At 74.5% G+C, this 20,562-nt stretch carries 22 protein-coding genes; 14 read left to right on the plus strand and 8 right to left on the minus strand.

From position 1 onward, the window contains the following. Positions 1-35: 35 nt before the first annotated feature. The 3 genes from ACFZCF_RS23925 (at position 36) to ACFZCF_RS23935 (ending at position 3,147) form a co-directional block, all read left to right on the plus strand. Positions 36-785, plus strand: coding sequence for a UTRA domain-containing protein (locus tag ACFZCF_RS23925; RefSeq protein WP_391288631.1), 750 nt, complete (start codon positions 36-38; stop codon positions 783-785). Positions 786-900: 115 nt separating this feature from the next. After that, entirely contained in the window at positions 901-1,890 is a 990-nt protein-coding gene (locus tag ACFZCF_RS23930; RefSeq protein WP_391288633.1) for a hypothetical protein, read from the plus strand. A 24-nt stretch (positions 1,891-1,914) separates the two neighbouring features. Then, a complete protein-coding gene (locus ACFZCF_RS23935) occupies positions 1,915-3,147 on the plus strand; it encodes a type ISP restriction/modification enzyme (protein ID WP_391288635.1) in 1,233 nt (410 codons plus the stop codon). Here the strand turns inward: ACFZCF_RS23935 and ACFZCF_RS23940 are convergent. Then, the gene (locus tag ACFZCF_RS23940; RefSeq protein WP_391288637.1) at positions 3,134-3,877 is read right to left on the minus strand and encodes a TetR/AcrR family transcriptional regulator C-terminal domain-containing protein; all 744 of its coding nucleotides are present in this window, start codon (positions 3,875-3,877) and stop codon (positions 3,134-3,136) included. The genes ACFZCF_RS23935 and ACFZCF_RS23940 overlap by 14 nt on opposite strands. Positions 3,878-3,937: 60 nt before the next feature. Here ACFZCF_RS23940 and ACFZCF_RS23945 point away from each other — a divergent pair, with 60 nt between their 5' ends. From ACFZCF_RS23945 to ACFZCF_RS23955, 3 genes are all read left to right on the plus strand, one after another. Continuing rightward, complete coding sequence (locus tag ACFZCF_RS23945; RefSeq protein WP_388447223.1) at positions 3,938-4,876, plus strand: ATP-binding cassette domain-containing protein; 939 nt, start codon at positions 3,938-3,940, stop codon at positions 4,874-4,876. Next, complete coding sequence (locus ACFZCF_RS23950; protein WP_391288640.1) at positions 4,873-5,649, plus strand: ABC transporter permease; 777 nt, start codon at positions 4,873-4,875, stop codon at positions 5,647-5,649. The genes ACFZCF_RS23945 and ACFZCF_RS23950 overlap by 4 nt, the downstream gene beginning before the upstream one ends. 71 nt (positions 5,650-5,720) lie before the next feature. Then, positions 5,721-6,917: a CaiB/BaiF CoA transferase family protein gene (locus ACFZCF_RS23955; RefSeq protein WP_388447227.1), complete on the plus strand. Its 1,197-nt coding sequence runs from the start codon at positions 5,721-5,723 to the stop codon at positions 6,915-6,917. Between the two features lie 152 nt (positions 6,918-7,069). Here ACFZCF_RS23955 and ACFZCF_RS23960 read toward each other — a convergent pair whose 3' ends face one another. After that, positions 7,070-7,342: a hypothetical protein gene (locus ACFZCF_RS23960; RefSeq protein WP_388447229.1), complete on the minus strand. Its 273-nt coding sequence runs from the start codon at positions 7,340-7,342 to the stop codon at positions 7,070-7,072. Between the two features lie 297 nt (positions 7,343-7,639). On the opposite strand from ACFZCF_RS23960, the gene ACFZCF_RS23965 reads away from it, so the two are divergent. After that, positions 7,640-8,668 (plus strand): protein kinase, encoded by a 1,029-nt coding sequence (locus tag ACFZCF_RS23965; protein WP_391288643.1) that lies wholly within the window; start codon positions 7,640-7,642, stop codon positions 8,666-8,668. Here the strand turns inward: ACFZCF_RS23965 and ACFZCF_RS23970 are convergent. Then, on the minus strand, positions 8,652-9,458 hold the full coding sequence (locus tag ACFZCF_RS23970; protein ID WP_388447233.1) for an SGNH/GDSL hydrolase family protein: 807 nt from the start codon (positions 9,456-9,458) through the stop codon (positions 8,652-8,654). The genes ACFZCF_RS23965 and ACFZCF_RS23970 overlap by 17 nt on opposite strands. Positions 9,459-10,097: 639 nt before the next feature. On the opposite strand from ACFZCF_RS23970, the gene ACFZCF_RS23975 reads away from it, so the two are divergent. The 4 genes from ACFZCF_RS23975 to ACFZCF_RS23990 all read left to right on the plus strand — a co-directional run bounded on the left by ACFZCF_RS23975 (position 10,098) and on the right by ACFZCF_RS23990 (position 14,097). Then, positions 10,098-10,934, plus strand: coding sequence for a glycosyltransferase family 2 protein (locus ACFZCF_RS23975; protein WP_388447235.1), 837 nt, complete (start codon positions 10,098-10,100; stop codon positions 10,932-10,934). After that, positions 10,931-11,977, plus strand: coding sequence for a glycosyltransferase family 2 protein (locus tag ACFZCF_RS23980; RefSeq protein ID WP_388447237.1), 1,047 nt, complete (start codon positions 10,931-10,933; stop codon positions 11,975-11,977). Before ACFZCF_RS23975 ends, ACFZCF_RS23980 begins: the two co-directional genes overlap by 4 nt. A 107-nt stretch (positions 11,978-12,084) precedes the next feature. Then, positions 12,085-12,849: a polysaccharide deacetylase family protein gene (locus ACFZCF_RS23985; protein ID WP_388447374.1), complete on the plus strand. Its 765-nt coding sequence runs from the start codon at positions 12,085-12,087 to the stop codon at positions 12,847-12,849. Positions 12,850-12,981: 132 nt separating this feature from the next. Further along, positions 12,982-14,097 (plus strand): DUF5925 domain-containing protein, encoded by a 1,116-nt coding sequence (locus tag ACFZCF_RS23990; RefSeq protein WP_388447239.1) that lies wholly within the window; start codon positions 12,982-12,984, stop codon positions 14,095-14,097. A gap of 66 nt (positions 14,098-14,163) precedes the next feature. Here the strand turns inward: ACFZCF_RS23990 and ACFZCF_RS23995 are convergent, their stop codons facing one another. Then, complete coding sequence (locus ACFZCF_RS23995) at positions 14,164-14,541, minus strand: GntR family transcriptional regulator (protein ID WP_189953319.1); 378 nt, start codon at positions 14,539-14,541, stop codon at positions 14,164-14,166. 73 nt (positions 14,542-14,614) lie between these two features. Between ACFZCF_RS23995 and ACFZCF_RS24000 the strand changes: the two genes are divergently transcribed. Continuing rightward, positions 14,615-15,535 carry a GNAT family N-acetyltransferase gene (locus ACFZCF_RS24000; RefSeq protein WP_388447242.1) on the plus strand — a complete coding sequence of 307 codons (921 nt, stop codon included), beginning with the start codon at positions 14,615-14,617 and terminating at the stop codon, positions 15,533-15,535. Further along, positions 15,516-16,001 (plus strand): DUF402 domain-containing protein, encoded by a 486-nt coding sequence (locus ACFZCF_RS24005; RefSeq protein WP_391288647.1) that lies wholly within the window; start codon positions 15,516-15,518, stop codon positions 15,999-16,001. Before ACFZCF_RS24000 ends, ACFZCF_RS24005 begins: the two co-directional genes overlap by 20 nt. On the opposite strand, the gene ACFZCF_RS24010 is transcribed toward ACFZCF_RS24005, so the two are convergent. The 4 genes from ACFZCF_RS24010 to ACFZCF_RS24025 form a co-directional block, all read right to left on the minus strand. Further along, positions 15,994-16,446, minus strand: coding sequence for a DUF6299 family protein (locus ACFZCF_RS24010; protein ID WP_388447246.1), 453 nt, complete (start codon positions 16,444-16,446; stop codon positions 15,994-15,996). The two genes, ACFZCF_RS24005 and ACFZCF_RS24010, sit on opposite strands and share 8 nt — an antisense overlap. Before the next feature lie 83 nt (positions 16,447-16,529). Beyond that, positions 16,530-18,068: a tripartite tricarboxylate transporter permease gene (locus ACFZCF_RS24015; protein WP_391288650.1), complete on the minus strand. Its 1,539-nt coding sequence runs from the start codon at positions 18,066-18,068 to the stop codon at positions 16,530-16,532. A 3-nt stretch (positions 18,069-18,071) separates the two neighbouring features. Beyond that, positions 18,072-18,578: a tripartite tricarboxylate transporter TctB family protein gene (locus ACFZCF_RS24020; protein WP_391288652.1), complete on the minus strand. Its 507-nt coding sequence runs from the start codon at positions 18,576-18,578 to the stop codon at positions 18,072-18,074. Further along, positions 18,575-19,558: a Bug family tripartite tricarboxylate transporter substrate binding protein gene (locus ACFZCF_RS24025; RefSeq protein WP_388447252.1), complete on the minus strand. Its 984-nt coding sequence runs from the start codon at positions 19,556-19,558 to the stop codon at positions 18,575-18,577. Before ACFZCF_RS24025 ends, ACFZCF_RS24020 begins: the two co-directional genes overlap by 4 nt. Positions 19,559-19,751: 193 nt before the next feature. Between ACFZCF_RS24025 and ACFZCF_RS24030 the strand changes: the two genes are divergently transcribed. Beyond that, on the plus strand, positions 19,752-20,420 hold the full coding sequence (locus ACFZCF_RS24030) for a response regulator (RefSeq protein ID WP_388447253.1): 669 nt from the start codon (positions 19,752-19,754) through the stop codon (positions 20,418-20,420). Positions 20,421-20,562 lie beyond the last annotated feature (142 nt).

The raw sequence follows: 20,562 nt of genomic DNA on the forward strand, positions 1-20,562 counted from the left end.
CAGCCGTCCCACCGCGCCGTCGTACGGAGAACGCCGTGACCGCCTTCGCCCCCGACTCGCTGATCCTGAACCGCAAGCTGCCGTTGTGGTACCAGGTCTCGCAGTCCCTGCGCGCCTCCATACTGGGCCGCACGCCCGACGCCTCGCTGCGGCTGCCCACGGAGGAGCAGCTCGCGGCGCACTACGGCGTCAGCGTGCTGACCATGCGCCAGGCCCTGAAGGAGCTGGAGGAGGAGGGGCTGATCAGCCGGCACCGGCGGCGCGGCACCTTCATCGAGCCCGGCGCCCGGCGCTCCACGCCGCGCCGGCTGCTGGGTTCGATCGACGCGATCGTGGCCCAGCAGTCCGGCGAGCGGACCACGGTCCTCGGCCATGGGCCGGAGCCGGTGCCCGGCGAGCTCGCCGAGTACTTCCCGGACGTGGCCGAGGTCGTGACCTACCGCAGGCTGCGCTCCGACGGCGAGAGCGACGAACCGACGAACTGGGCGGAGAACGCGGTGCGGCCCGAGTTCGCCGCCGCGATCGACCCGGCGGACCTGGAGCGCTGGCCGATGACGAAGGTGCTCCGGGACGTCGTCGGGGTCCCGATCAGCCGCATCACCGACACCGTCGAGGCACGCCTCGCCGACCCGGAGACGGCCGAACTCCTGCGGGTCCCGCTGCTCTCCCCGATCCTCCACTACACCGGCGTCACCTACGCCGACGACGGCCGCGTCGTCGACGTCGCCCGCATCCGCTACCGCGGCGACCGCTTCTCCTTCACGGTGACGGTCGAGGCGCACTGACGCCGGACGGACGCGCAGCCTGCCGGGGCCCGGCAGGGCCGGACCCCGCGCGCTGCCCGGGACGCCCCTTCCCCGTGGGCCCGCCCCGGAGGAGACTGGCCGGAGGGGGGATCACATGAGACACAAACCTTTCTTCCGCTGGGTCCTGACGCTCGGCTTCGTGCTCTCCGTGTGCGGGGTGGGCATCTCCATCGCCCAACCGGAGCCGGAACCGATCGCGACGCGCCAGATCGACCTGGCGGTGGTCGAGGAGAAGTCCGACGGCACCTGCCGGGTGCGGTGGAGCGATCCGTACGCGAAGAAGACGAGGGAGGGGGCGTACCACTGCGACCCCACCCGCAGCAGCTGGCTCAAGGTTCCGAACTACGGCGACAGCCGTGGCTACGGGCACGAGTCCGGCTTCATGTACACCGAGGGGCCGGACCAGGGCGACCTCGAGGACCCCACGACGGACCTGAAGTTCAAGAACGACTCCGATCCCGGCGGGGTCATCCTGGCCCTGGGGATCCTGGCCGCCGCGGTGGGGCTGGTCGGCGGGAACCTCCGGGCCCTTCCCCGGATCCTGGGCGTGGAGGCGCGGCTCGTGCGCCGCGCGACCGCGCTGGCCGAGGCCGCCGGATGGGCGGCCGAGGATTACGGGCGCGCCTTGAAGGCGGCACGGGAAGCCGGACGGCAGGGGGCGCTCGGCCCGGCGCCCGATCCCGAACTGGTCCGCGCCCTGTGGGTGCTGCGGGAGGCAGGACCGCAGGCGCACCCGGCAGCGGAGGCCGCGCTGGAGCTGTCGGCCCGGCTGACGGTGCTCCTGAAGGAGGCCGCCCCCGCGGCCGGACTGCGGACCAGGCTCCAGGCCGGGCCCGCCGCCCGGGACGCGGCCGAGGCGGCCGTCGCGGAGCTGCGCCGGCTGCTGGCCGATGCCGAACGGGACGGCCTCCAGGAGCGGTTCGCACAGACCTCGGTCGACCTGCTCCGAGGGCAGGACGCGGAGCGGGCCGCCCTCGCGGCCGAAGCGGACTTCGAGCGGGACCCCGGGGCATACCGTCGCCTGTTCGAGGAACTGACCGCACAGGCTGCGGAGTCGCCGATCGCTCACGGACGGCGCACGTGAGGGTGCGGTGCGTGTCGGATTAGCATGCGGGGCGTGACAGAGGCTCTCCGGCGGCAGGACCTTTCAGCGGACGACGACACGCCCCTGCTCGACGAGCTGATGCCGTGGTCGGTGGCGCCGCCGCGGTTCGGGCGGGCGTGGGTGGTGGCGCCCGACGCGCGGACGCTGCGCGGTCGGTGGGACCGGCTGGTGACGGCGGAGGGCGGGGAGCGCGAGGCGCTGTTCCGGCCGAGCCGGGCGCGGACGACGGGGACGGCGGTCGCGGCGCTGCCGGGGCAGCGGACCGGGACCGGGGGGTTCGCCCGGGAGTCCGGACCGTGCCCGGAGCCGGTGCGGGTGCTGACCGGGCCGTTCGACGAGCAGTGGCTGCTCCCCGACCACCGGCTCCTCGACGCCGCACGGCCCGAGCTGTGGCGGGTGGCGGGCGAGCCGCAGCTCTTCGCCGTGGAGCAGGCGTGGGCGCCGGGGGCGGCCGGGCCGGTGCTGCTGGTGACGGGCGCGCTGCCCGAGGGGCGTTCGTCGGCGGGCCGCCCGGGCCGGATCCGGCCGCTGTTCCGGCGGCCGGGCGGGGCGGAGCCGAATCTGGCGCCCGGGCTTCCGGGCTTCCTGCGGGAGCGGTACGGGGCGGTGGAGCCGGCCGGGTGGCTGGCCTGGGTCGTCGCGGCGGCCGTCCCCTCCCCCGCCGGGTGCCGGGTGCCGCTGCCGCCGGATCGGGAGACGTGGGCGGCGGGCGTGGCGCTCGGCCGGGAACTGCTGGACGTCCAGCTGCGGGGCGCGCTGAGCGGGGCGCGGCCCCGGCTGCCGGGCGGTCGCCGGCCGTATGTGCGGGCGGCGCTGCCGCCGCGCCCGGACTCGCTCGCGTACGACCCCGGGGACGAGGTCCTGAGCGTCGGCGGGGGCCGGATCTCGCCGGTGCCCGAGGAGGCGTGGGAGTACCGGGTGGGCGGGGTGCGGGTCGTGGAGCAGTGGTTCGCCCGTCGGACCGCGCCGGCCGAGGCGGGGTCGCTGGAGGCGATCGGTCCGGCGGCCTGGCCGCAGGAGTGGACCTCCGAGCTCCTCGACCTCATCACCGTGCTGGCGCTGCTGGGGGCGCGGGAGGCGGAGCGGGCGCCGTTCGCGGCGCCCGGCGGCGGTGGGCCGGGCCGGGCGGCGCTGCGGGCGGCCGGGGTGCTGCCGGTGCCGGACCGGGCGCGCCGGCCGGCGTCGGTGCTCGACCATCAGGAGGAGGGCCCGGGGGGCCAGTTCATGCTGGTGTGACGGTTCCCCCGCCCGGTTCCGCCGCGGCGAAGGAGTCGAGGAGCCGGGCGATGGTCATGGCGAAGATCTCGTCCGGGTCGGCGGGGGCGGCGGACTCGGCGAGCAGCGCGGCGAGGTGCGGGTAGCGTCCGCTCGCGACCTGGTCCCTGAGGTAGGCGCCGCGCACGGCCTGTTCCTCCTCCTCGGTCCACGGCAGGCCGCGGGCGCGTTCGGCGAGGTCCTGCTCGTTGCGGACGGTGGCCATGACGGTGCCGTTGACCATCGCGATGAGCTGCATCTTGAGTCCGGCGGGCACGTCGAGCGGGACGAGGCAGCCGAGGCACCACTCCAGGTAGCGCAGGGCGTTCGGGCTGAAGCCGTAGGCGGTGGTCATGACCCGGGAGAGCCACGGGTGCCGGTACATGATCGCCCGGGTCTGGTGGGCCAGGTCGGTCATGTCGGCCCGCCAGTCGCCGCTGGGCCGGTCCGGGAAGGCGTACTCGGCGCTCGCCGCGTCGACCATCAGCTCGTACAGGTCCTCCTTGCGGGGGATGTAGTTGTACAGCGACATGGTGCCGCAGCCGAGTTCGGCGGCGATCCGCCGCATGGAGACCGCGTCGATGCCGTCGGCGTCCGCGATGCGGACGGCGGCGTCGACGACGTCCTGCCTGCTGAAGGCCGGTCGGGGGCCTCGGCCGGCGCGCTCGGGGCGCGCCCAGATCACTTCGGGTTCGGCCGCTCGGCCCGCCATCTCATCACCTCGCCTCCATCGTAGTTACGTACAGCGTACGTAGTGAGGTACGGTGCCCCCATGACAACTACGTACGCTGTACTTAGTGAGGGTCTGGAGAAGCGGTACGGCGAGGTCCACGCCCTTCGCGGCCTCGACCTCGCCGTCCCGGAAGGCACGGTCTGCGGCCTCCTCGGCCCCAACGGCGCGGGCAAGACCACCGCCGTCCGGATCCTCACCACGCTCCTCGCGCCCGACGCCGGCAGCGCCCGGGTCGCCGGCCACGACCTGGTCCGCGACCCCGCCGCCGTACGCCGCCGGATCGCCGTCACGGGCCAGTACGCCTCGGTCGACGGCGACCTCACCGGCGCCGAGAACCTGCGCCTCTTCGCCCGGCTGCTGCGCCTCCCGCGCGCCCGCGCCGACGAACTGCTGGAGGAGTTCGGTCTCACCGCCGCCGCCGGCCGGCTCGCCCGCACCTACTCCGGCGGCATGCGGCGCCGCCTGGACCTCGCGGCGAGCCTCCTCGGCCGTCCCGCGGTCCTCTTCCTCGACGAGCCGACCACCGGCCTCGACCCGCGCAGCCGGCAGGCCGTCTGGGACGCCGTCCGGGGACTCTCCGGCGAGGGCACGACGGTGCTGCTCACCACCCAGTACCTGGAGGAGGCGGACCGGCTCGCCGACGACGTCGTCCTCGTCGAGGACGGCCGGGCCGCCCACCGCGGCAGCCCCGCCGAGCTCAAGGCGCTCGTCGGCCACCGCGCCGAGGTGGTCCTCGCCGGCACCGGGCCCCTGGAGCCCGCCGCCGCGGTCCTCGACCGGCTGACCGGCTCGGCCCCGGTCCTGGACGCCGAACGCCGCACCGTCGGCGCCGTCACCACCGACCCCACCCTCACCCTGCCCCGGCTGGTCCGCGAGATCGACGCCGCCGGGATCCACATCGTCGACGCCTCGCTGCGTCCGCCCACCCTCGACGAGGTGTTCCTGCGCCTCACCGGACGGAAGGAGACCGCCGCGTGAACGCCCTCGCCCTCGAAGGGGCCGCCCTGGCCGGCCGCAACCTGCGGCGCGTCCGGCACGCCCCCGCCCTCACCCTCATGACGATGACGATGCCGGTCGTCTTCCTGCTCTTCTTCGGCTACGTCCTCGGCGGGGCGCTCGCCATGCCCGGCGCCGCCTACCGCTCCTTCCTCGTCCCCGGGCTGCTCGTCGCGACCGCCGCCGGCGGGCTGATGACCGGCATGTTCCAGGCCGCCCAGGACACCCACCGGGGCGTCACCGACCGCTTCCGCACCCTTCCGGTGGGCCGGGCCGCCGTGCCGCTCGGACAGGCCGCCGCCGACCTCGTGGTCAGCACGGTCTCCCTGCTGCCGGTGGTCCTGGTGGGGCTCGCGATGGGCTGGCGGATCGAGGGCACCGCCCTCGAAGCCCTCGGCGCCCTGGGCTTGCTGCTCCTCTTCCGCTCGGCCGCCACCTGGGCGGGCATCCTGCTGGGGCTCGCCTCCGAGAGCGAGGAGGCGGCCGGCCAACTCGGCAGCGCCACCTTCATGCTGCCGCTGCTCTCGAACGCGTACATCCCCACCGACGGCATGCCGGGGTGGCTGCGGACGGTCGCCGAGTGGAACCCCGTCTCCGCCGTCACCACCGCCGTGCGCGCGCTCTGCGGCGACGTCCCCGTGCCGGAGGGCGCCGCGTGGCCGGTCGCCCACCCGGTGGCGGCCTCGCTGCTCTGGTCGCTCGGCCTGATCGCGGTCCTCGCCCCGCTCGCCGTCCGCCGGTACGGGCGCCGCTGAACCGGCCCGGCGGGCCGACGTGACCCGGATCCCGATGACAGCCGCCGCCCCGACGCGATAGGCAGACGGGCATGAGCACTCAGCCACTCCCCCTGGACGGGATCACCGTCGTCTCCGTCGAACAGGCCGTCGCCGCACCGTTCGCCACCCGGCAACTGGCCGACCTCGGCGCCCGGGTCGTCAAGGTCGAGCGCCCCGACGGCGGCGACTTCGCCCGCGGCTACGACACCGCGGCCAGGGGGCTGGCCTCGCACTTCGTCTGGTGCAACCGCGGCAAGGAGTCGGTCGCCGTCGACCTGAAGGACCCGCGCGGCCGGGAGCTGGTGGGGCGGCTCGTGGCGGACGCGGACGTCTTCGTGCAGAACCTCGCGCACGGGGCGGCGGCCCGGCTCGGCCTCGACGCGGCCGCGCTGTGCGCCGCGCACCCCCGGCTGATCGCCGTGGACGTCTCCGGCTACGGCCCCGACGGCCCGTACGCGCACCGCAGGGCGTACGACATGCTCGTGCAGTGCGAGACCGGGCTCGTCTCGGTCACCGGAACCCCGGAGCAGCCCGTCAAGTCCGGCATCCCGGCCGCCGACATCGCGGCCGGGATGTACGCGTACACGGGGGTCCTCGCCGCCCTCGTGCGGCGCGGGACGACCGGCCGGGGCGGGCCCGTGGAAGTCTCGCTGTTCGACGCGCTCGCGGAATGGATGGGCCACCCCCTGCACCACGGGGCGCACGGAGGTACGGCCCCGGCGCGCACGGGGCTCGCGCACGCGGTGATCGCCCCCTACGACGCGTATCCGACGGCGGACGGCTCCCAGGTGCTGCTCTCGGTGCAGAACGACCGGGAGTGGCGGCGACTCGCCGAGCGGGTCCTCGACCGGCCGGAGCTCGCGGACGATCCGGCGTTCGCGACCAACGCCGCGCGGGTGGCGGGCCGGGCGGCGACCGACGCGGCCGTCGCGGCGGCGCTCGGCGCGCTGCCGGCGGAGGAGGCGGTACGGCGTCTGGACGCGGCCGGGATCGCCTGCGCGCGGCTCAACTCGGTGGCCGAGCTGGTACGCCACCCCCAGCTGGCCGCGCGGGACCGCTGGCGCCCGGTGGACTCCCCGGCCGGCCCCCTGCCGTCCCTCCTGCCGCCGGTCGTCTTCCCCGACGCCCCCGAGGCGCCGATGGGCCGGGTCCCGGCCCTCGGCGAGCACACGGACGCGGTCCTGGCCGCCCTGGGCGTGCCGGCGGCGGAGCTGGCGGAGCTGCGGATGTCCGGCGTGATCGCCTGACGACGCCGGCGTCCGGCGGCCCGGGGTACGACGAAGCGCCGGACGGGCGGGGACGCGTCCGGCGCTCTCGGCGTGCGGGTGGGTACGGGTGGCGGACCGGGGCGGACGGGACGCGTCGGGGACGCGGCTCCGCCGCCTGGTCGCGCGCTGTCCTAGTGGCGGGCGCCGAAGAGGGTGCGGCGGAGGCGGCGGAGCGGGGCGAAGAGCGAGACGCGCGCGCGGCCGCCGTGCCGGCCCTGGGCCTGCGTCTCGTGTCGACGCGTCGTCAGTTCCCGCATCAGCAGCGTCGCCTCGGCCACCTCGCGCTGGGGCACGGCGGGACCGCCGAGCACCGCGAGATGGCGGTCGAGCCGCGAACTGGTCGCGCTGCTCCCGCAGGTGATGGCAGGCACGCGCGGCCTGCTGCGCATCGTTATCTGTTCCATGTCACTCCCCACCCGTACGAGGGCACCCGGCCCGGGCAGGTTAACCCTATCGCCCCACGGTCACACGCGTGTATACCGCCGACGGGATACACCGCACTCGTACGGGGGTTGTCGCTCACTCTCCGAATCCAACTGATTCCAGGGCGAGTTGGACAGGGCTCGAACACCTGCCGAATCGTCATGAACCATCCCGCCCTCCCCCCGCCCACCTGCGGCCCCGTGGACCGATGTGATCTACGCCACCCAGGGCCGTCCGGGTGGGTCGCCACCCGGCGGGGGCGCGGCTACCGTGGATCCATGACGCTGATCGCGGGCCGTTACCGGCTGCTCGACGCCCTCGCGGAGGGCGCGGCGGGACTCGTCTGGCGCGCCCGGGACGAGGTGCTCGGCCGCGAGGTGGCCGTCAAGGAGGTGCACGCCCCGCCGGGGACGCCCCCCGACGCGGAGCCGGCGCTGTACGCGCGGGTCGAGCGCGAGGCGCGGGCGGCGGAGGCGATCTCGGACCCGGGCGTGGCCCGGGTGTACGACGTGGTCGTCGAGCACGGCCGGCCGTGGATCGTGATGGAGCTGGTCCGCGGGCTGACGCTGGCGGAGGCCCTGGAGGCGGACGGACCGCTGCCGGACCGGGAGGCGGCGCGGGTGGCGCTCGGGGTGCTCGCCGCGCTGCGGGCGGCCAGGGCCGCCGGTGTCCCCTACCGCGACATCGGCCGGGACCGGGTGCTGCTCGCCAACGACGGGCGGGTGGTGGTGACGGGCGTGGCGACCGGCGTCTCGGCATCCGGCGACGGGCCGGACGCGCCGCGGCCGGGTGCCGAGGAGGACGCGGCGGCGCTGGCCGCGCTGCTGGGCGGGATGGTCGCCGATCCCCGTTCGGGTCCGCTGACGCCGGCGGTGGCCGGCCTTGCCGACCGGGACGCGGGCGTGCGGGCCGGGGCCGTACGGGAGTTGGAGCGGGTCGCCCAGCTCGGGGAGCGGCCGCGCGGCGAGGTCGCCGCCGAGGGGCGCGCGCCGGAGCGGGGGCCGGGGCGCGGACCGGGGCGGCCGGAGGATCGGGAGCACGAGGGCCCGGGTGGCGTGCGCGGGGCGCGTACGGAGGGGCGTGCGGTCGCGGAGGGACGGCGGGGGCCCCGGCGGGGCGTCGTCGTCGCCGTCGGCGTCGTGGGACTCCTCGTGATCCTGGCGGCGCTGGTCTGGCAGGCCGTCAGGGACGGGGATCCGGGCGCCGGTCCGGGCGGGGGCGGGGCGTCGAGCACCGCTCCTGCCGTTCCCGGCGCCGCGGGTACGGGTGCGGAGGTGGGGGGACCCGCCGCTACGCCGCGCTCCTGAAGCTCGGCAGGTAGCCGCCCGACTGGCCGGCGGCCGTCGGGTGGTAGGACTCGCCGATGTTGAGCCAGTTGACGCTGTGCAGCCAGGCCGAGCCGGAGCAGATCTCGTGGCCGGTGAAGGCCGGGACGACGCTGGCGAAGGCGAAGCCGTGGTCGGCGGCGCGCTTGGCGAGGGCCGCGTTGAGGTGGTCGGCGGCGCCGTTGATGGCCGTGCGCTCGGTCTCGCTGAGGCCGGCGACGCAGCTGCCGCTCAGCTGGTAGAAGCGCGGGTAGCCGAGGACGACGACGCGGGCGGCCGGGGCCTTGGCGCGAATCGCGTCGTACACGGCGTCGAGGCGGGCGGGCAGCGTCGAGTCGACGTACCCCTTCGCCTGGTTCACCCGATTGACGCAGGTGGACTCCGACTGGAGCACACAGGTCGTCATGACGTCGGCGAAGCCGGCGTCGTTGCCGCCGACGGTGAGCGAGACGAGGTCGGTGGCGGAGGACAGGGGGCCCAGCTGCTTGGTGGTGACGTCGGTGGTGACGGCGCCGGAGCAGGCGGTGAAGGCGAAGGAGGAGGGGGCGTTGGCGTTAGCCCAGAGGCGCGGGTAGGCCTTGGTGGAGCGCTTGCAGTCGCCGCTGGCGCTGTCGTAGCTGCCGGCACCGACGCCGGAGGAGTAGGAGTCGCCGAGGGCGACGTAGTCGACGGCGGCGGACTCGGCTGCGTGCGCGGCTCCCGCCCCGGTGAGGGCGAGGACGGAACCGAGCAGGAGCGAGGACGCGAAGGCCGCGAATCGCGACAGTTTCATGGAACCTCCCTGTAGCAGGATCTCTGCGCTACCAGGAAGTAGCATCGGATCCGCCTTTCCGGAAGTGTTCATGTCAAAACTGACCCTGGAGAGTGAGTGAACATCCCTCAGGAGCCGTCGGTTTCCGGCCACCTGAGGAATCATCGGGTCCGCTTGCGCGACGGCGATCGAACGGGGACGCGACCCGTACGCCCGCGTCCCCACAGGAAGGCGGCGGAACCCCACCACCCCCGTCATGGAAACGGATTGATCGAATCCGATCGACAACAGGGCACGTGCGAGCACCGTTTGCTCGTCAAAGTGCCTGAAACCAGGCCGCGCCGACGGGACTTGCCATACAGTCCCATTCATCAATACCGTCGTACATCTCACCCGCATCGGTTCATCGACACAGCGGCTCTTGGGGAGACGCCGACCCGTCGAGGGGTCCCGGAGCGGGGCGCGGTAGGGGGGTGCCGTGCTCGGTGCGCGCGTAGGCGCCGGGTCGCGGGTACCGCGCGGCCAGTCATGCCAACTCGCGGGTCCCGCAAGGAGATCGCTTCCGTGCGGGGATAGGCGAGAACCCCCCTTTCGAACCGGACACACGACCGGGCCGCCCAGGGGTTGGGCGGGCCACCGGACGAGAGGGAGACCGACCCAATGAGCTCGTTCCTGCGCCCGGCCGCCACGGGCCGAGAAATCACCGAGCCGAGTCGAATAGCGGCCCAGTACCGGGCCATCACGTCCCATCTGGCGATCACTCCGCCGGTGAGCGTCGTCATTCCCGCGATGAACGAAGCGGAAAATCTTCCGTACGTATTCCAGTCGCTGCCGGAATGGATTCACGAAGTCGTCCTCGTCGACGGAAATTCGACGGACGACACCGTCGAGGTCGCCAAGGCGCACTGGCCGGGCGTCAAAGTCGTCAAGCAGGTCGGAAAGGGCAAGGGCGACGCCCTGATCAGCGGCTTCGCCGCCTGCACCGGCGACATCATCGTCATGGTCGACGCCGACGGCTCCGCCGACGGACAGGAGATCGTCTCCTACGTCTCCGCCCTCGTCGGCGGCGCCGACTTCGCCAAGGGATCCCGCTTCGCCAACGGCGGCGGCACCGACGACATGACCGGCATCCGCCGACTCGGCAACTGGGCGCTCTGCTCCCTCGTCAACCGCAAGTTCGGCGCCCGCTACACCGACCTCTGCTACGGCTACAACGCCTTCTGGAAGCACTGCCTCGACAAGATCACCCTCGACTGCACCGGTTTCGAGATCGAGACCCTCATCAACATCCGGGTCGTCAAGGCCGGTCTGAAGGTGCAGGAGGTCCCGAGCCACGAGTACCTGCGGATCCACGGCGTCAGCAACCTCAACGCGGTGCGCGACGGCCTCCGCGTCCTCAAGGTGATCCTCCAGGAGAAGCGCGTCCCGAGGGCCGCCCGGGCGCTCCGCCGCCCCGCCGCGTTCTCCGTGAACGTCCCCCGGGGAGAGGCGTCTTGAGCGACCGCACGGCCCCGCTCCGCTTCTCGGTGGTGATCTGCGCCTACACGGAGGAGCGGTGGGAGGACATCCTCGCCGCCGTCGACTCCGTCCGGAAACAGTCCCTGCCGCCGCTGGAGACGCTGCTCGTCGTCGACCACAACGAGCGGCTGCTCCACCGGCTCGCCGAGGAGTACGCGGACCACCGCGAGGAGGTGCGGGTGCTCGCCAACGCGGGCCCCCGCGGCCTCTCCTCCGGCCGCAACACCGGAATCGCCGCCGCGCGCGGCGAGTTCGTCGCCTTCCTCGACGACGACGCGGTGGCGGAGCGCGACTGGCTCCACCACTTCGCGGCCGGCTACGAGGACCCGGAGGTCGTCGCCGTCGGCGGGCGCACGCTGCCCGTCTGGGCCTCCGGCCGCCGGCCCGTCTGGTTCCCCGAGGAGTTCGACTGGGTCGTCGGCTGCACCTACCGGGGGCTGCCGCCGGGCCGGGTCCGGGTCCGCAACGTCCTCGGCGGCAACGCCTCCTTCCGGCGCACCGCCTTCGACGCGGCGGGCGGCTTCGCCACCGGCATCGGCCGGGACGGCGACCGCCGCCCGCTCGGCTGCGAGGAGACCGAGCTCTGCATCCGGCTGGCCGGCGCGGTGCCGAACGCGGTCCTGCTCATCGACGACCGCGCGGTCATCCACCACAAGGTGCCTGCCGCCCGCGAGCGCTTCGCCTACTTCCGCACCCGCGTCTACGCCGAGGGCCTCTCGAAGGCCCTCGTCGCCCAGAGCGTCGGCGCCGGCAAGGGCCTGGAGTCCGAGCGGCGCTACACCAGCCGGGTGCTGCCCGCCGGAGTGCTCCGCGGGATGCGCGACACCCTGCTCGGCCGGGCCGGCGGCGCGGGCCGGGCCGGCGCCATCGTCACCGGCGTGGCCCTCGCCGCCGGCGGCTACGCCCTCGGCACCCTCCGCGCCCGGCGCGGCGGCTCCCCCACCTTCTCCTGGGGCCCGATCACCCCGGAGGCCGCACCCCGCCCGCCCGTGGCCCCGGAACCGAAGGAGGCCGCCGCATGAGCGCGACCTCCATGGACGCGGGCGGTGCGCGGACGCGGAGCCAGGCGTCCCCGGGCCCGGACGGGACGCCCGGCCCCGGGGCGGTCGGCGAGCCCGTGCCCATCCTCATGTACCACGCCGTCGCGCCCGATCCGGCGCCCGCGACGCTGGGGCTGTCGGTGACGCCCGAGGCCTTCGCCGCGCAGATGGACGTGGTGGCCGGACGGGGGTTCACGCCCGTCACCACGGCCGCGCTCGCCGCCGCCTGGCGGAGCGGCGAGCGGCTGCCGCCCCGGCCGGTGCTCGTCACCTTCGACGACGGGTACGAGGGCGTGCACCGGTACGCCCTGCCGGTGCTCGCGCGCTACTCCTTCCCGAGCACCCTCTTCGTCACCAGCGGCTGGCTGCCCGGCCGGCACGCGACCGGCGGCGCCCTCGACACCATGCTCTCCTGGGCCCAGGTGCGCGAACTGGCCGCCTCCGGAACCGAGATCGGCGGGCACAGCCACAGCCACCCGCAGCTGGACCAGCTCGACGCGCGGCGGCTGCGGTTCGAGGCGCTGCGCTGCCGCGAGCTCATCGGCGAGGAACTCGGCACCGCCCCGGACTCCTTCGCCTACCCGTACGGCTACTCCAGCCGCCGGGTGCGGGCCGCCGTCCGCGAGGCCGGCTTCGCCCAGGCCCTCGCGGTCGGGAACGCGCTCGCGCGCCGCCGCCAGGGGCCGTACGCCCTGGAGCGGGTGACCGTCCGCCGCTCCACCACCGTCGAGGAGTTCACCCGTCTCGTCGAAGGACGGGCCGTGGGCCGGAACTTCGCCGCCGACCGGGCGCTGACGAAGGGGTACGCCCTCGCCCGCAGGGCCCGCGGCGCGCTGCGCGGCCACTGGATCTGATCCGGGGCACCGGCCCCGCACACGAGGCGAACCGGGGCCCCGGTCCCGGCGCCCCGGACCCGTGCCCCGGGGCGCCCCCGGCCCCCGGCAAAACCCGTCGCGCCGTCCGGGCGGTTGGCGGATCATGGCGGCATGCCAGACACCCCCGCCGTTCCTTCCGGGCCCCATCAGGCGTCGCTGCCGGTCGTGATCAGCCTCGACGACAGCGATTCGCCGGGCGACGTCATGGACGCGCTCCTCCTCGACCGGTTCACCAGGGGGACGCAGCCGTACTCCCACGGTCTCTCCCTGGAGCGGGCGAAGCCCGACGCGAGCCTGCTGCCGGCCGGCGCCCGGGTGCTGTGGGGGTTCAAGGACGAGGACCGCAACTCGGTGCTGGCCGAGGGCGAGGGGTGGACGATCCTCTCCTCCCGCTGGAACCACCGCGCCGACGTCACCGTGACGGCGACCGACCCCGAGCTGGCGGCCCGGATCCTCGCCGAGGCCACCGACGGGGCCAAGGACGAGCCGGAGCCCGAGCCCGAGGACGTCACCATGGGCTTCTGGTACCTGGCCCCGCAGCGCGGCCCGCGCCGGATGACCCGCCGGATCAGCGCCGACACCTGGGCCGACGCCCGGCCCCACTACACCGCGCCGGTGGCCGAGGCGATGGACCGGCTGATGAGGCTCACCCCGGACGACGTCAGCGGCCGCCTCCTGCTGCTGCACGGGCCGCCCGGCACCGGCAAGACCTCCGCCCTGCGCACCCTCGCCCGGTCCTGGCAGGACTGGTGCCAGGTCGACTGCGTGCTCGACCCCGAGCGGCTCTTCAACGACATCGGCTATCTGATGGACATCGCGATCGGCGAGGAGGGCGACGGCACGGAGAAGGAGCGGTGGCGGCTGCTGCTCCTGGAGGACTGCGACGAGCTGATCCGCGGCGGCGCCAAGGAGGCGACCGGCCAGGCGCTGTCCCGGCTGCTCAATCTGACGGACGGTCTGCTCGGCCAGGGTCGCAAGGTCCTCGTGGGGCTGACCACCAACGAGGACCTGGAGCGGCTGCACCCGGCGATCGTGCGCCCCGGCCGCTGCCTGGCCCGGATCGAGGTCGGGCCGCTCACCCGCGCCGAGTCGGCGGCGTGGCTGGGGCGGGACGAGGGGGTGCCGGCCGAGGGCGCCACGCTGGCCGAGCTGTTCGCCCTGCGACGCGGGGTCTCCCCCGCCGAGCTGCCCGAGCAGCGCTCCCCCGCCCCCGGGCTCTATCTGTGAGGGGCCGGGCCCGCGGGGAGTCCCCCGGCGGGCCCGGCCGTCGCTCGGAACGGTGTGCGCGGTGCGTCACTCGGAGTCGTACGCGGCCCGCAACGCGTCGCGTACGGCGGCCTCGGCCTCGTCCCGGGTGAGCCCCAGGCGGTAGGCCTCCTCGGCGTACTGGGCGGCGGCCGAGGCGGCCCTGCGGCTGGCGGCGTCACCGGCCGCCGCGACGAAGGTGCCGTGCCTGCCCCGGGTCTCGATGACCCCGTCGGACTCCAGCGCCTTGTACGCCTTGGCGACCGTGTTCGCGGCGAGCCCCAGCTGCTCCGCGAGTCCCCGGACCGTCGGCAGCTTGTAGCCGACCGGCAGTCGGCCCGACCGGGCGCGCTCCGAGATCTGGGCGCGCAGCTGTTCGTAGGGGGCGGTGGTGGACTGGTGGTCCACGGCGATTGTCAGTGTCACCCGCCCGATTCTGCCCTCACCCCGCCGGAAAATGGGAGGCGGCGGCGCGGCCCCGCACGTAGCCTGCGGCCCCATGACTGTGATCGTCCGTGACGTACGGCCCGAGGACGCCGAGGGCTTCGCCCGCGTCCGGCGCGCGGCCGTCCCCTTCATGCTGGCCACCGCCGAGCAGGTGGCGTTCGACTGGGCGCACGCCCATCCCGAGGCCCGCTCCCGACCGCTCGTCGCCGTGTCGGAGGACGGGGAGGTGATCGGCACCGCGCAGGTGGGCATCGCCCACGACGCCCCGCGCCCCGGGGTCGGCTACCTCAACGTGTACGTGCACCCGGACCGGCAGGGGCTCGGCGCCGGGACGCTCCTGGTGCGGACGGCCGAGGAGTACCTGGCCGAGCGCGGCGCGACGGAGCTGTACAGCTGGGCGATGGACGAGCCGTCGAACCGCGCCTACGCCGAGCGGCGGGGGTACGCGGCGAGCCGGACCGCGCACTTCCTGCGGCTCGACCTGACGGCGGGGCTGCCGCCGCTCCAGGACCCGCCGGCCGGTGTCCGGCTGCTGACGGCCGAGGAGTTCGCGGCCGACCCGCGCCCGCTGTTCGAGCTGGACGCGGTGACGACCGCCGACGAGCCGGGGGACGTGGGGGCGGAGCTGGACGACTACCCGCACTGGCTGGAGACCACCTGGAACCATCCGCTGTTCGACCGGGAGCTGACGGTGGTAGCGGTCGTGGACGGGGTGCCGGCGGCGTTCAGCGCGGCACGGACCGACGGCCTCGGCCGGTACGCGACGGGGATGACGGGCACGGCGCCGGCCCACCGGGGGCGCGGGCTCGCCAAGCTCGCCAAGAACGCGTCCCTGCACCGGGCGCGGGCGGCCGGCTGCACGGAGGCGTTCACCGGGAACGACGCGGGGAACGCCCCGATGCTGGCGATCAACGAGTGGTTCGGGTACGAGATCGGGGCGACGGAGGTGCGCTATGTCAGGGCGCTCGGTTGAGGTGGCGCTGTGGAAGGCGGGGCGGCTCAAGATCCGCTACCCGGCCGAGGTGGTGACGGAGTCGGCGAACCGGCTGTCCGTGCGCGCCCCGTGGGCGGCGCCGGGGGTGCGGGACTTCGGCTTCGTGCGTTTCGAACCGGGTGACGTGTTCGTCGAGCACTACTGGACCGACCGCTGGTACACGGTCAAGGAGGTGTGGTCGGCGGAGGGCGGGCTCAAGGGCTGGTACTGCGACATCACCCGGCCGGCCGTGATCGGGGCGGCCGGGGTGACGGTCGAGGACCTGGATCTGGACCTGTGGGTGTCGGCGGACGGCAGCGAGGTGCTCCGGCTCGACGAGGACGAGTTCGCGGCGAGCGGGCTCGCCGTCTCCGATCCGGAGGCGGCCGAGCGGGCCGTGGCCGCCCTCGACGAGCTGGAGCGGCTGGGCCGTCGCGGGCTGGTGGAGCTGCTCGGGGTTAGTTGAGCGTCACCTTGAACTCCTGCCGGGCGAGGAAGGCGGGGGTGGGCAGGCCGAGGTCGCCCAGGGGGGTGAGCTGCACGAGGGAGCCCTCGACGCGGGCCTCGCCCGGCTGATAGGCGGGGTCCTTCACCACCGCGGTGTGGGTCCAGGTGCGCAGCAGCCCGTCGCAGACGGCCCGGCTGCCGCCGATCCCGGCGGAACGGTCCTGCTGGTGGAGGGTGGAGCCGACGAGGACCGGTCCCGCGGTGTCGTCGAGGCAGCGGTAGGTGCCGGACAGCGTGACGGTGCCGTCGGCGCCGAGGAGGCCGGCCGGGTCGACGGTGAGGAAGTCGGCGATCCGGCCGGCCGGGTCGAGGGCGGGGCCGTCGTCTTCCCCTCCCGCGTGGGCGGGAGGGGCGGCGGCCGCGGCGAGCAGTGCGGTGGCGGCGAGGGCGAGTCGGACGCGCATGGGGGGTGTCCCTTCGAGGTGGGGGGAGACTTCGCCCGCCAGGGATACCGGATCCGGCCGCCGGTTGTCCGAATCTCACTCCTTCATCGGCGCGTTGGGCCCTCTATATCGTCGTACGACTCCGCCGCTCGGGCCCCGGCGCGCCGGCGGACCAGCGCCTTCCGCAGCGGCTGCCACACCAGCAGGAGCAGCACGACCGCGTAGACGGTCACCGCGAACGGGGTGTTCACCAGGCCGGTGACGGAGCCGTCGCTGATCTGCAGGGCGCGGCGCAGCTGCTGCTCGGCGGCCGGGCCGAGGATGACGCCGATGACCGCCGGCAGCACCGGCAGGCCGTAGCGGCGCATGCCGAGGCCGAGGAGGCCGACCACGAGCAGGACGACCAGGTCGAGGGCCTCGCCGCCGACCGCGTACGCCCCGACGGCGGCGAAGAACAGGATGCCGGCGTACAGGTACGGGCGCGGGATGCGCAGCAGCTTCGCCCAGACGGGCGCGAGCGGCAGGTTGAGCGCGAGCAGCAGCACCATGCCGACGAAGAGCGAGGCGATCAGGCCCCACACCAGCTCCGGCTCCCGCTCGAAGAGCAGCGGGCCCGGCTGGATGCCGTACTGCTGGAAGGCGGCGAGCATCACGGCGGCGACGGCGGTCGTCGGCAGGCCGAGCGTCAGCATGGAGACGAGGGTGCCGGCGGCGGAGGCCGAGGCGGCCGACTCGGGTCCGGCGACGCCCTCGATGGCGCCCTTGCCGAACTGGTCCCGGTGCTTCGAGAGCCGCTTCTCCGTCACGTACGACAGGAAGGTCGGGATCTCCGCGCCGCCGGCCGGGATGGCGCCGAACGGGAAGCCGAGGAACGGACCGCGCAGCCACGGCTTCCAGGTGCGCCGCAGGTCCTCGCGGCCCAGCCACGGACGGCCGACGGGGACGGGCCGGCCGGCGGTGCGGCGCAGGTGGGCGGCGACCCACAGGGCCTCGCCGATGGCGAAGAGGCCGACCGCGACGATGACGACGTCGACGCCGTCGGCGAGCTGGAGCGAGCCGAAGGTGAGCCGCTGCTGGCCGGTGAGCTGGTCGAGGCCGACGAGGCCGAGGGTGAGGCCGATGAGCAGGGAGGCGACGCCGCGGATCCGGGAGGAGCCGAGGACCGAGGTGACCGCGATGAAGGCCAGGACCATCAGGGCGAAGTAGTCGGGGGCGCCGATGTCGACGGCGAGGGCCGCGACGGTCGGGGCGAGGACGACCAGCAGCATCGTGCCGATCATGCCGCCGGCGAAGTGTCCGATCGCGGCGGCGGCGAGCGCCTGCGCGCCCCGCCCCGCCTTGGCCATCGGATGGCCCTCCATCGCGGCGACGACGGCCGCGCTCTCCCCGGGGGTGTTCAGCAGGATCGAGGTGGTGGAGCCGCCGAACATGGCGCCGTAGTAGATGCCGGCGAACATGATGAACGCGCCGGTCGGTTCGAGGCCGTACGTCACCGGCAGCAGCAGGGCGACGGCCATCGCGGGGCCGATGCCGGGCAGGACGCCGATCGCGGTGCCGAGGAGCACGCCGACGGCGGCCCACAGCAGGTTGACCGGGGTGAGGGCGGTGGCGAAGCCGTCCATCAGGGACGTCAGGGAATCCATGGGTCAGAGCACTCCCATCAGCGGTCCACCGGGCAGCGGAACGCCCAGCAGCCGGTCGAAGACGCCGTAGGTGAGGAGGGAGAGGACGGCCGCGATCAGCGGGTCGCGGGCCGGATGGCGGCTGCCGAGCGCGTAGGCCGCGCCCCAGAAGAGGAGGGCGCCGGAGACGGGGAAGCCGAGCGGGCCGATGAGGACGGCGAAGCCGAGGAAGACGCCGACGAGGAGCAGCACGGTGCGCCAGTCGGCGGGGGCGTCGAGGTCGATGTCCTCGCCGCCCTCGGCCTCGCCCCGGCCGCCGTGGAAGACGTCGACGGCGAGGAGGACGGCGACGACGAGGAGGCCGCAGCCGACGAGGAGGGGGACGGTGGCGGGGCCGACGGGGCCGCGGGCGGAGACGTCGACGTCGAGGGTGAGGGCGTCGGTGAGGACGAGGACGCCGAGGAGCAGCAGCAGGGCGCTGACGCCGAGTTCGGAGCGATCCTTGAGCCGGGTCTTCGGTTCGGTGGTCACAGTCCCAGCTCCTTCAGCACCGTGTCGACGCGGGTGTTCTGCTCGGTGAGGAAGGCGCCGAACTCCTCGCCGGGCAGGAAGGCGTCGGTCCAGCCGTGGGTCTTCAGGGACTCGCGCCACTGGGGCGAGTCGTGCAGCTTCGTGACGAGGGTGACGAGCCGGTCGCGCTCGGCGTCGGTGAGGCCGGGCGGGGCGACGATGCCGCGCCAGTTGGTGAACTCGGTGTCGAGTCCGGCCTCGCGGAGGGTGGGGGCGTCGAGGCCGGGGACCCGCTCGGCGCCGGTGACGGCGAGCAGGCGCAGCTCGCCGGCCTCGATCTGGTCGAGGTACTCGCCGACGCCGGAGACGCCGAAGGCGACCTTGGAGCCGAGGATGGAGGCGAGGAGCTCGCCGCCGCCGTCGAAGGGGATGTAGTTGACCTCCTTGGGCGGGATGCCGGCGGCCTGGGCCATCAGCATGGGCGCGAGGTGGTCGGGGCCGCCGGGCGAGGACCCGCCGCCGACGGGCAGCTTCCCGGGGTCCTTCTTCCAGGCGGCGAGCAGGTCCTGGATGGTCCGGTACGGGGAGTCCTTGGAGACCACGACGATGTCCTGCTCCTCGGTGAGCCGGGCGATCGGGGTGGTGTCGGCGAGGGTCCTGGGGGTCTTGTTGGTGTGGACGGCGCCGACGACGCCGAGCCCCATCGACATGGCGACGCGGCCGTCGCCGCGCTCGCCGACGAGCCGGGTGAGGCCGACGGTGCCGCCCGCGCCGGGCAGGTTGAAGACCTCGATGTCGCCGGTGAGCCCGGCCTCCTCGGCGTTCTTCGCGGCGGTGCGGGCGGTGATGTCGTAGCCGCCGCCGGGGGTGTTGGGGACCATGAACCTCAGGCCGGGTATGTCGGTGCCGGTGTCGGGGCCGCTGCCGGGGGTGAGCAGCGGCGGCCCCACGAGCACCAGCAGCGCCGCCCCGAGCAGGGCGAAGGGGGTGCGAAGACGCAACGCGGCCGCCTCTCGGTGGTTGGGTGGACGTGTGTGGTGGGGGTGCGTGGTGCGGGGAAGTGCGTGATGGGGGGAGTGCGGGGAAGTGCGTGGTGGGGGGGTGCCCACATGTTGCCCGCGCGTGAGGAAGCTGTCGCTCTTCCGCAACCAACGGACGTTGTGGTCCTTGCGGTCGCGACCTACCGTGTCCGGCGTGACGAAGGTGCTGGTGGTCGACGACGACTTCATGGTGGCCAAGCTGCACAGCCGCTACGTGTCGGCCGTGCCGGGCTTCTCCGTCGTCGGTGTCGCGCACACCGGCGCGGAGGCGCTGCGCGCCGCCCATCGGCTCCGCCCCGACCTGGTCCTCCTGGACGTCTTCCTGCCCGACATGGACGGCATCGGGGTCCTGCGGGAGCTGCGCGGGGCCGGTCTCGCGATGGACGCGCTCTTCATCACGGCCGCCAGGGACGCGGGCGTGGTCCGCGCGGCGCTGCGGGCCGGCGCCCTGCACTATCTGATCAAGCCCTTCCACCAGGCCGCCCTCCACGAGCAGCTGCGCCACGTGGCCTCCCTCAGCACCCGCCTCGACGGTCTGGACGAGGCGCGGCAGGAGGACGTGGACCAGATCTTCGGCACCCGACCGCGCGGCTCCCGCGAGCTCCCGAAGGGCCTGGCCGCGCACACGGCGGAGCTGGTGGAGGGCATCCTGCGGGCTCACCCCGGGGGCCTCTCGGCCACCGAGTGCGCGGAGGCCGGCTCCCTCTCCCGCGTCAGCGCCCGCCGCTACCTGGAGCACTTCGCGGCCACGGGCCGGGCCGAGGTGACGCTGCGGTACGGGGGGACGGGCCGCCCGGAGCGGCGGTACCGGCCGGCGGGGTGAGGCCGGGCCGTTCCTGAGGCGGCGCTTTCGTGGGCCTTAAAGCGGTCCTAAGAATCGCCGTCCGCCCTTCTCCGGGGCCGGTCCGGGCGGTTGCGGGGGCTAGCGTGCGGGGCACCCCCCACACCCGCCCTCGTTCAGGAGT

Origin of the sequence: Streptomyces sp. NPDC007945, from assembly GCF_042958885.1 — a bacterium.
Taxonomy (GTDB): domain Bacteria; phylum Actinomycetota; class Actinomycetes; order Streptomycetales; family Streptomycetaceae; genus Streptomyces.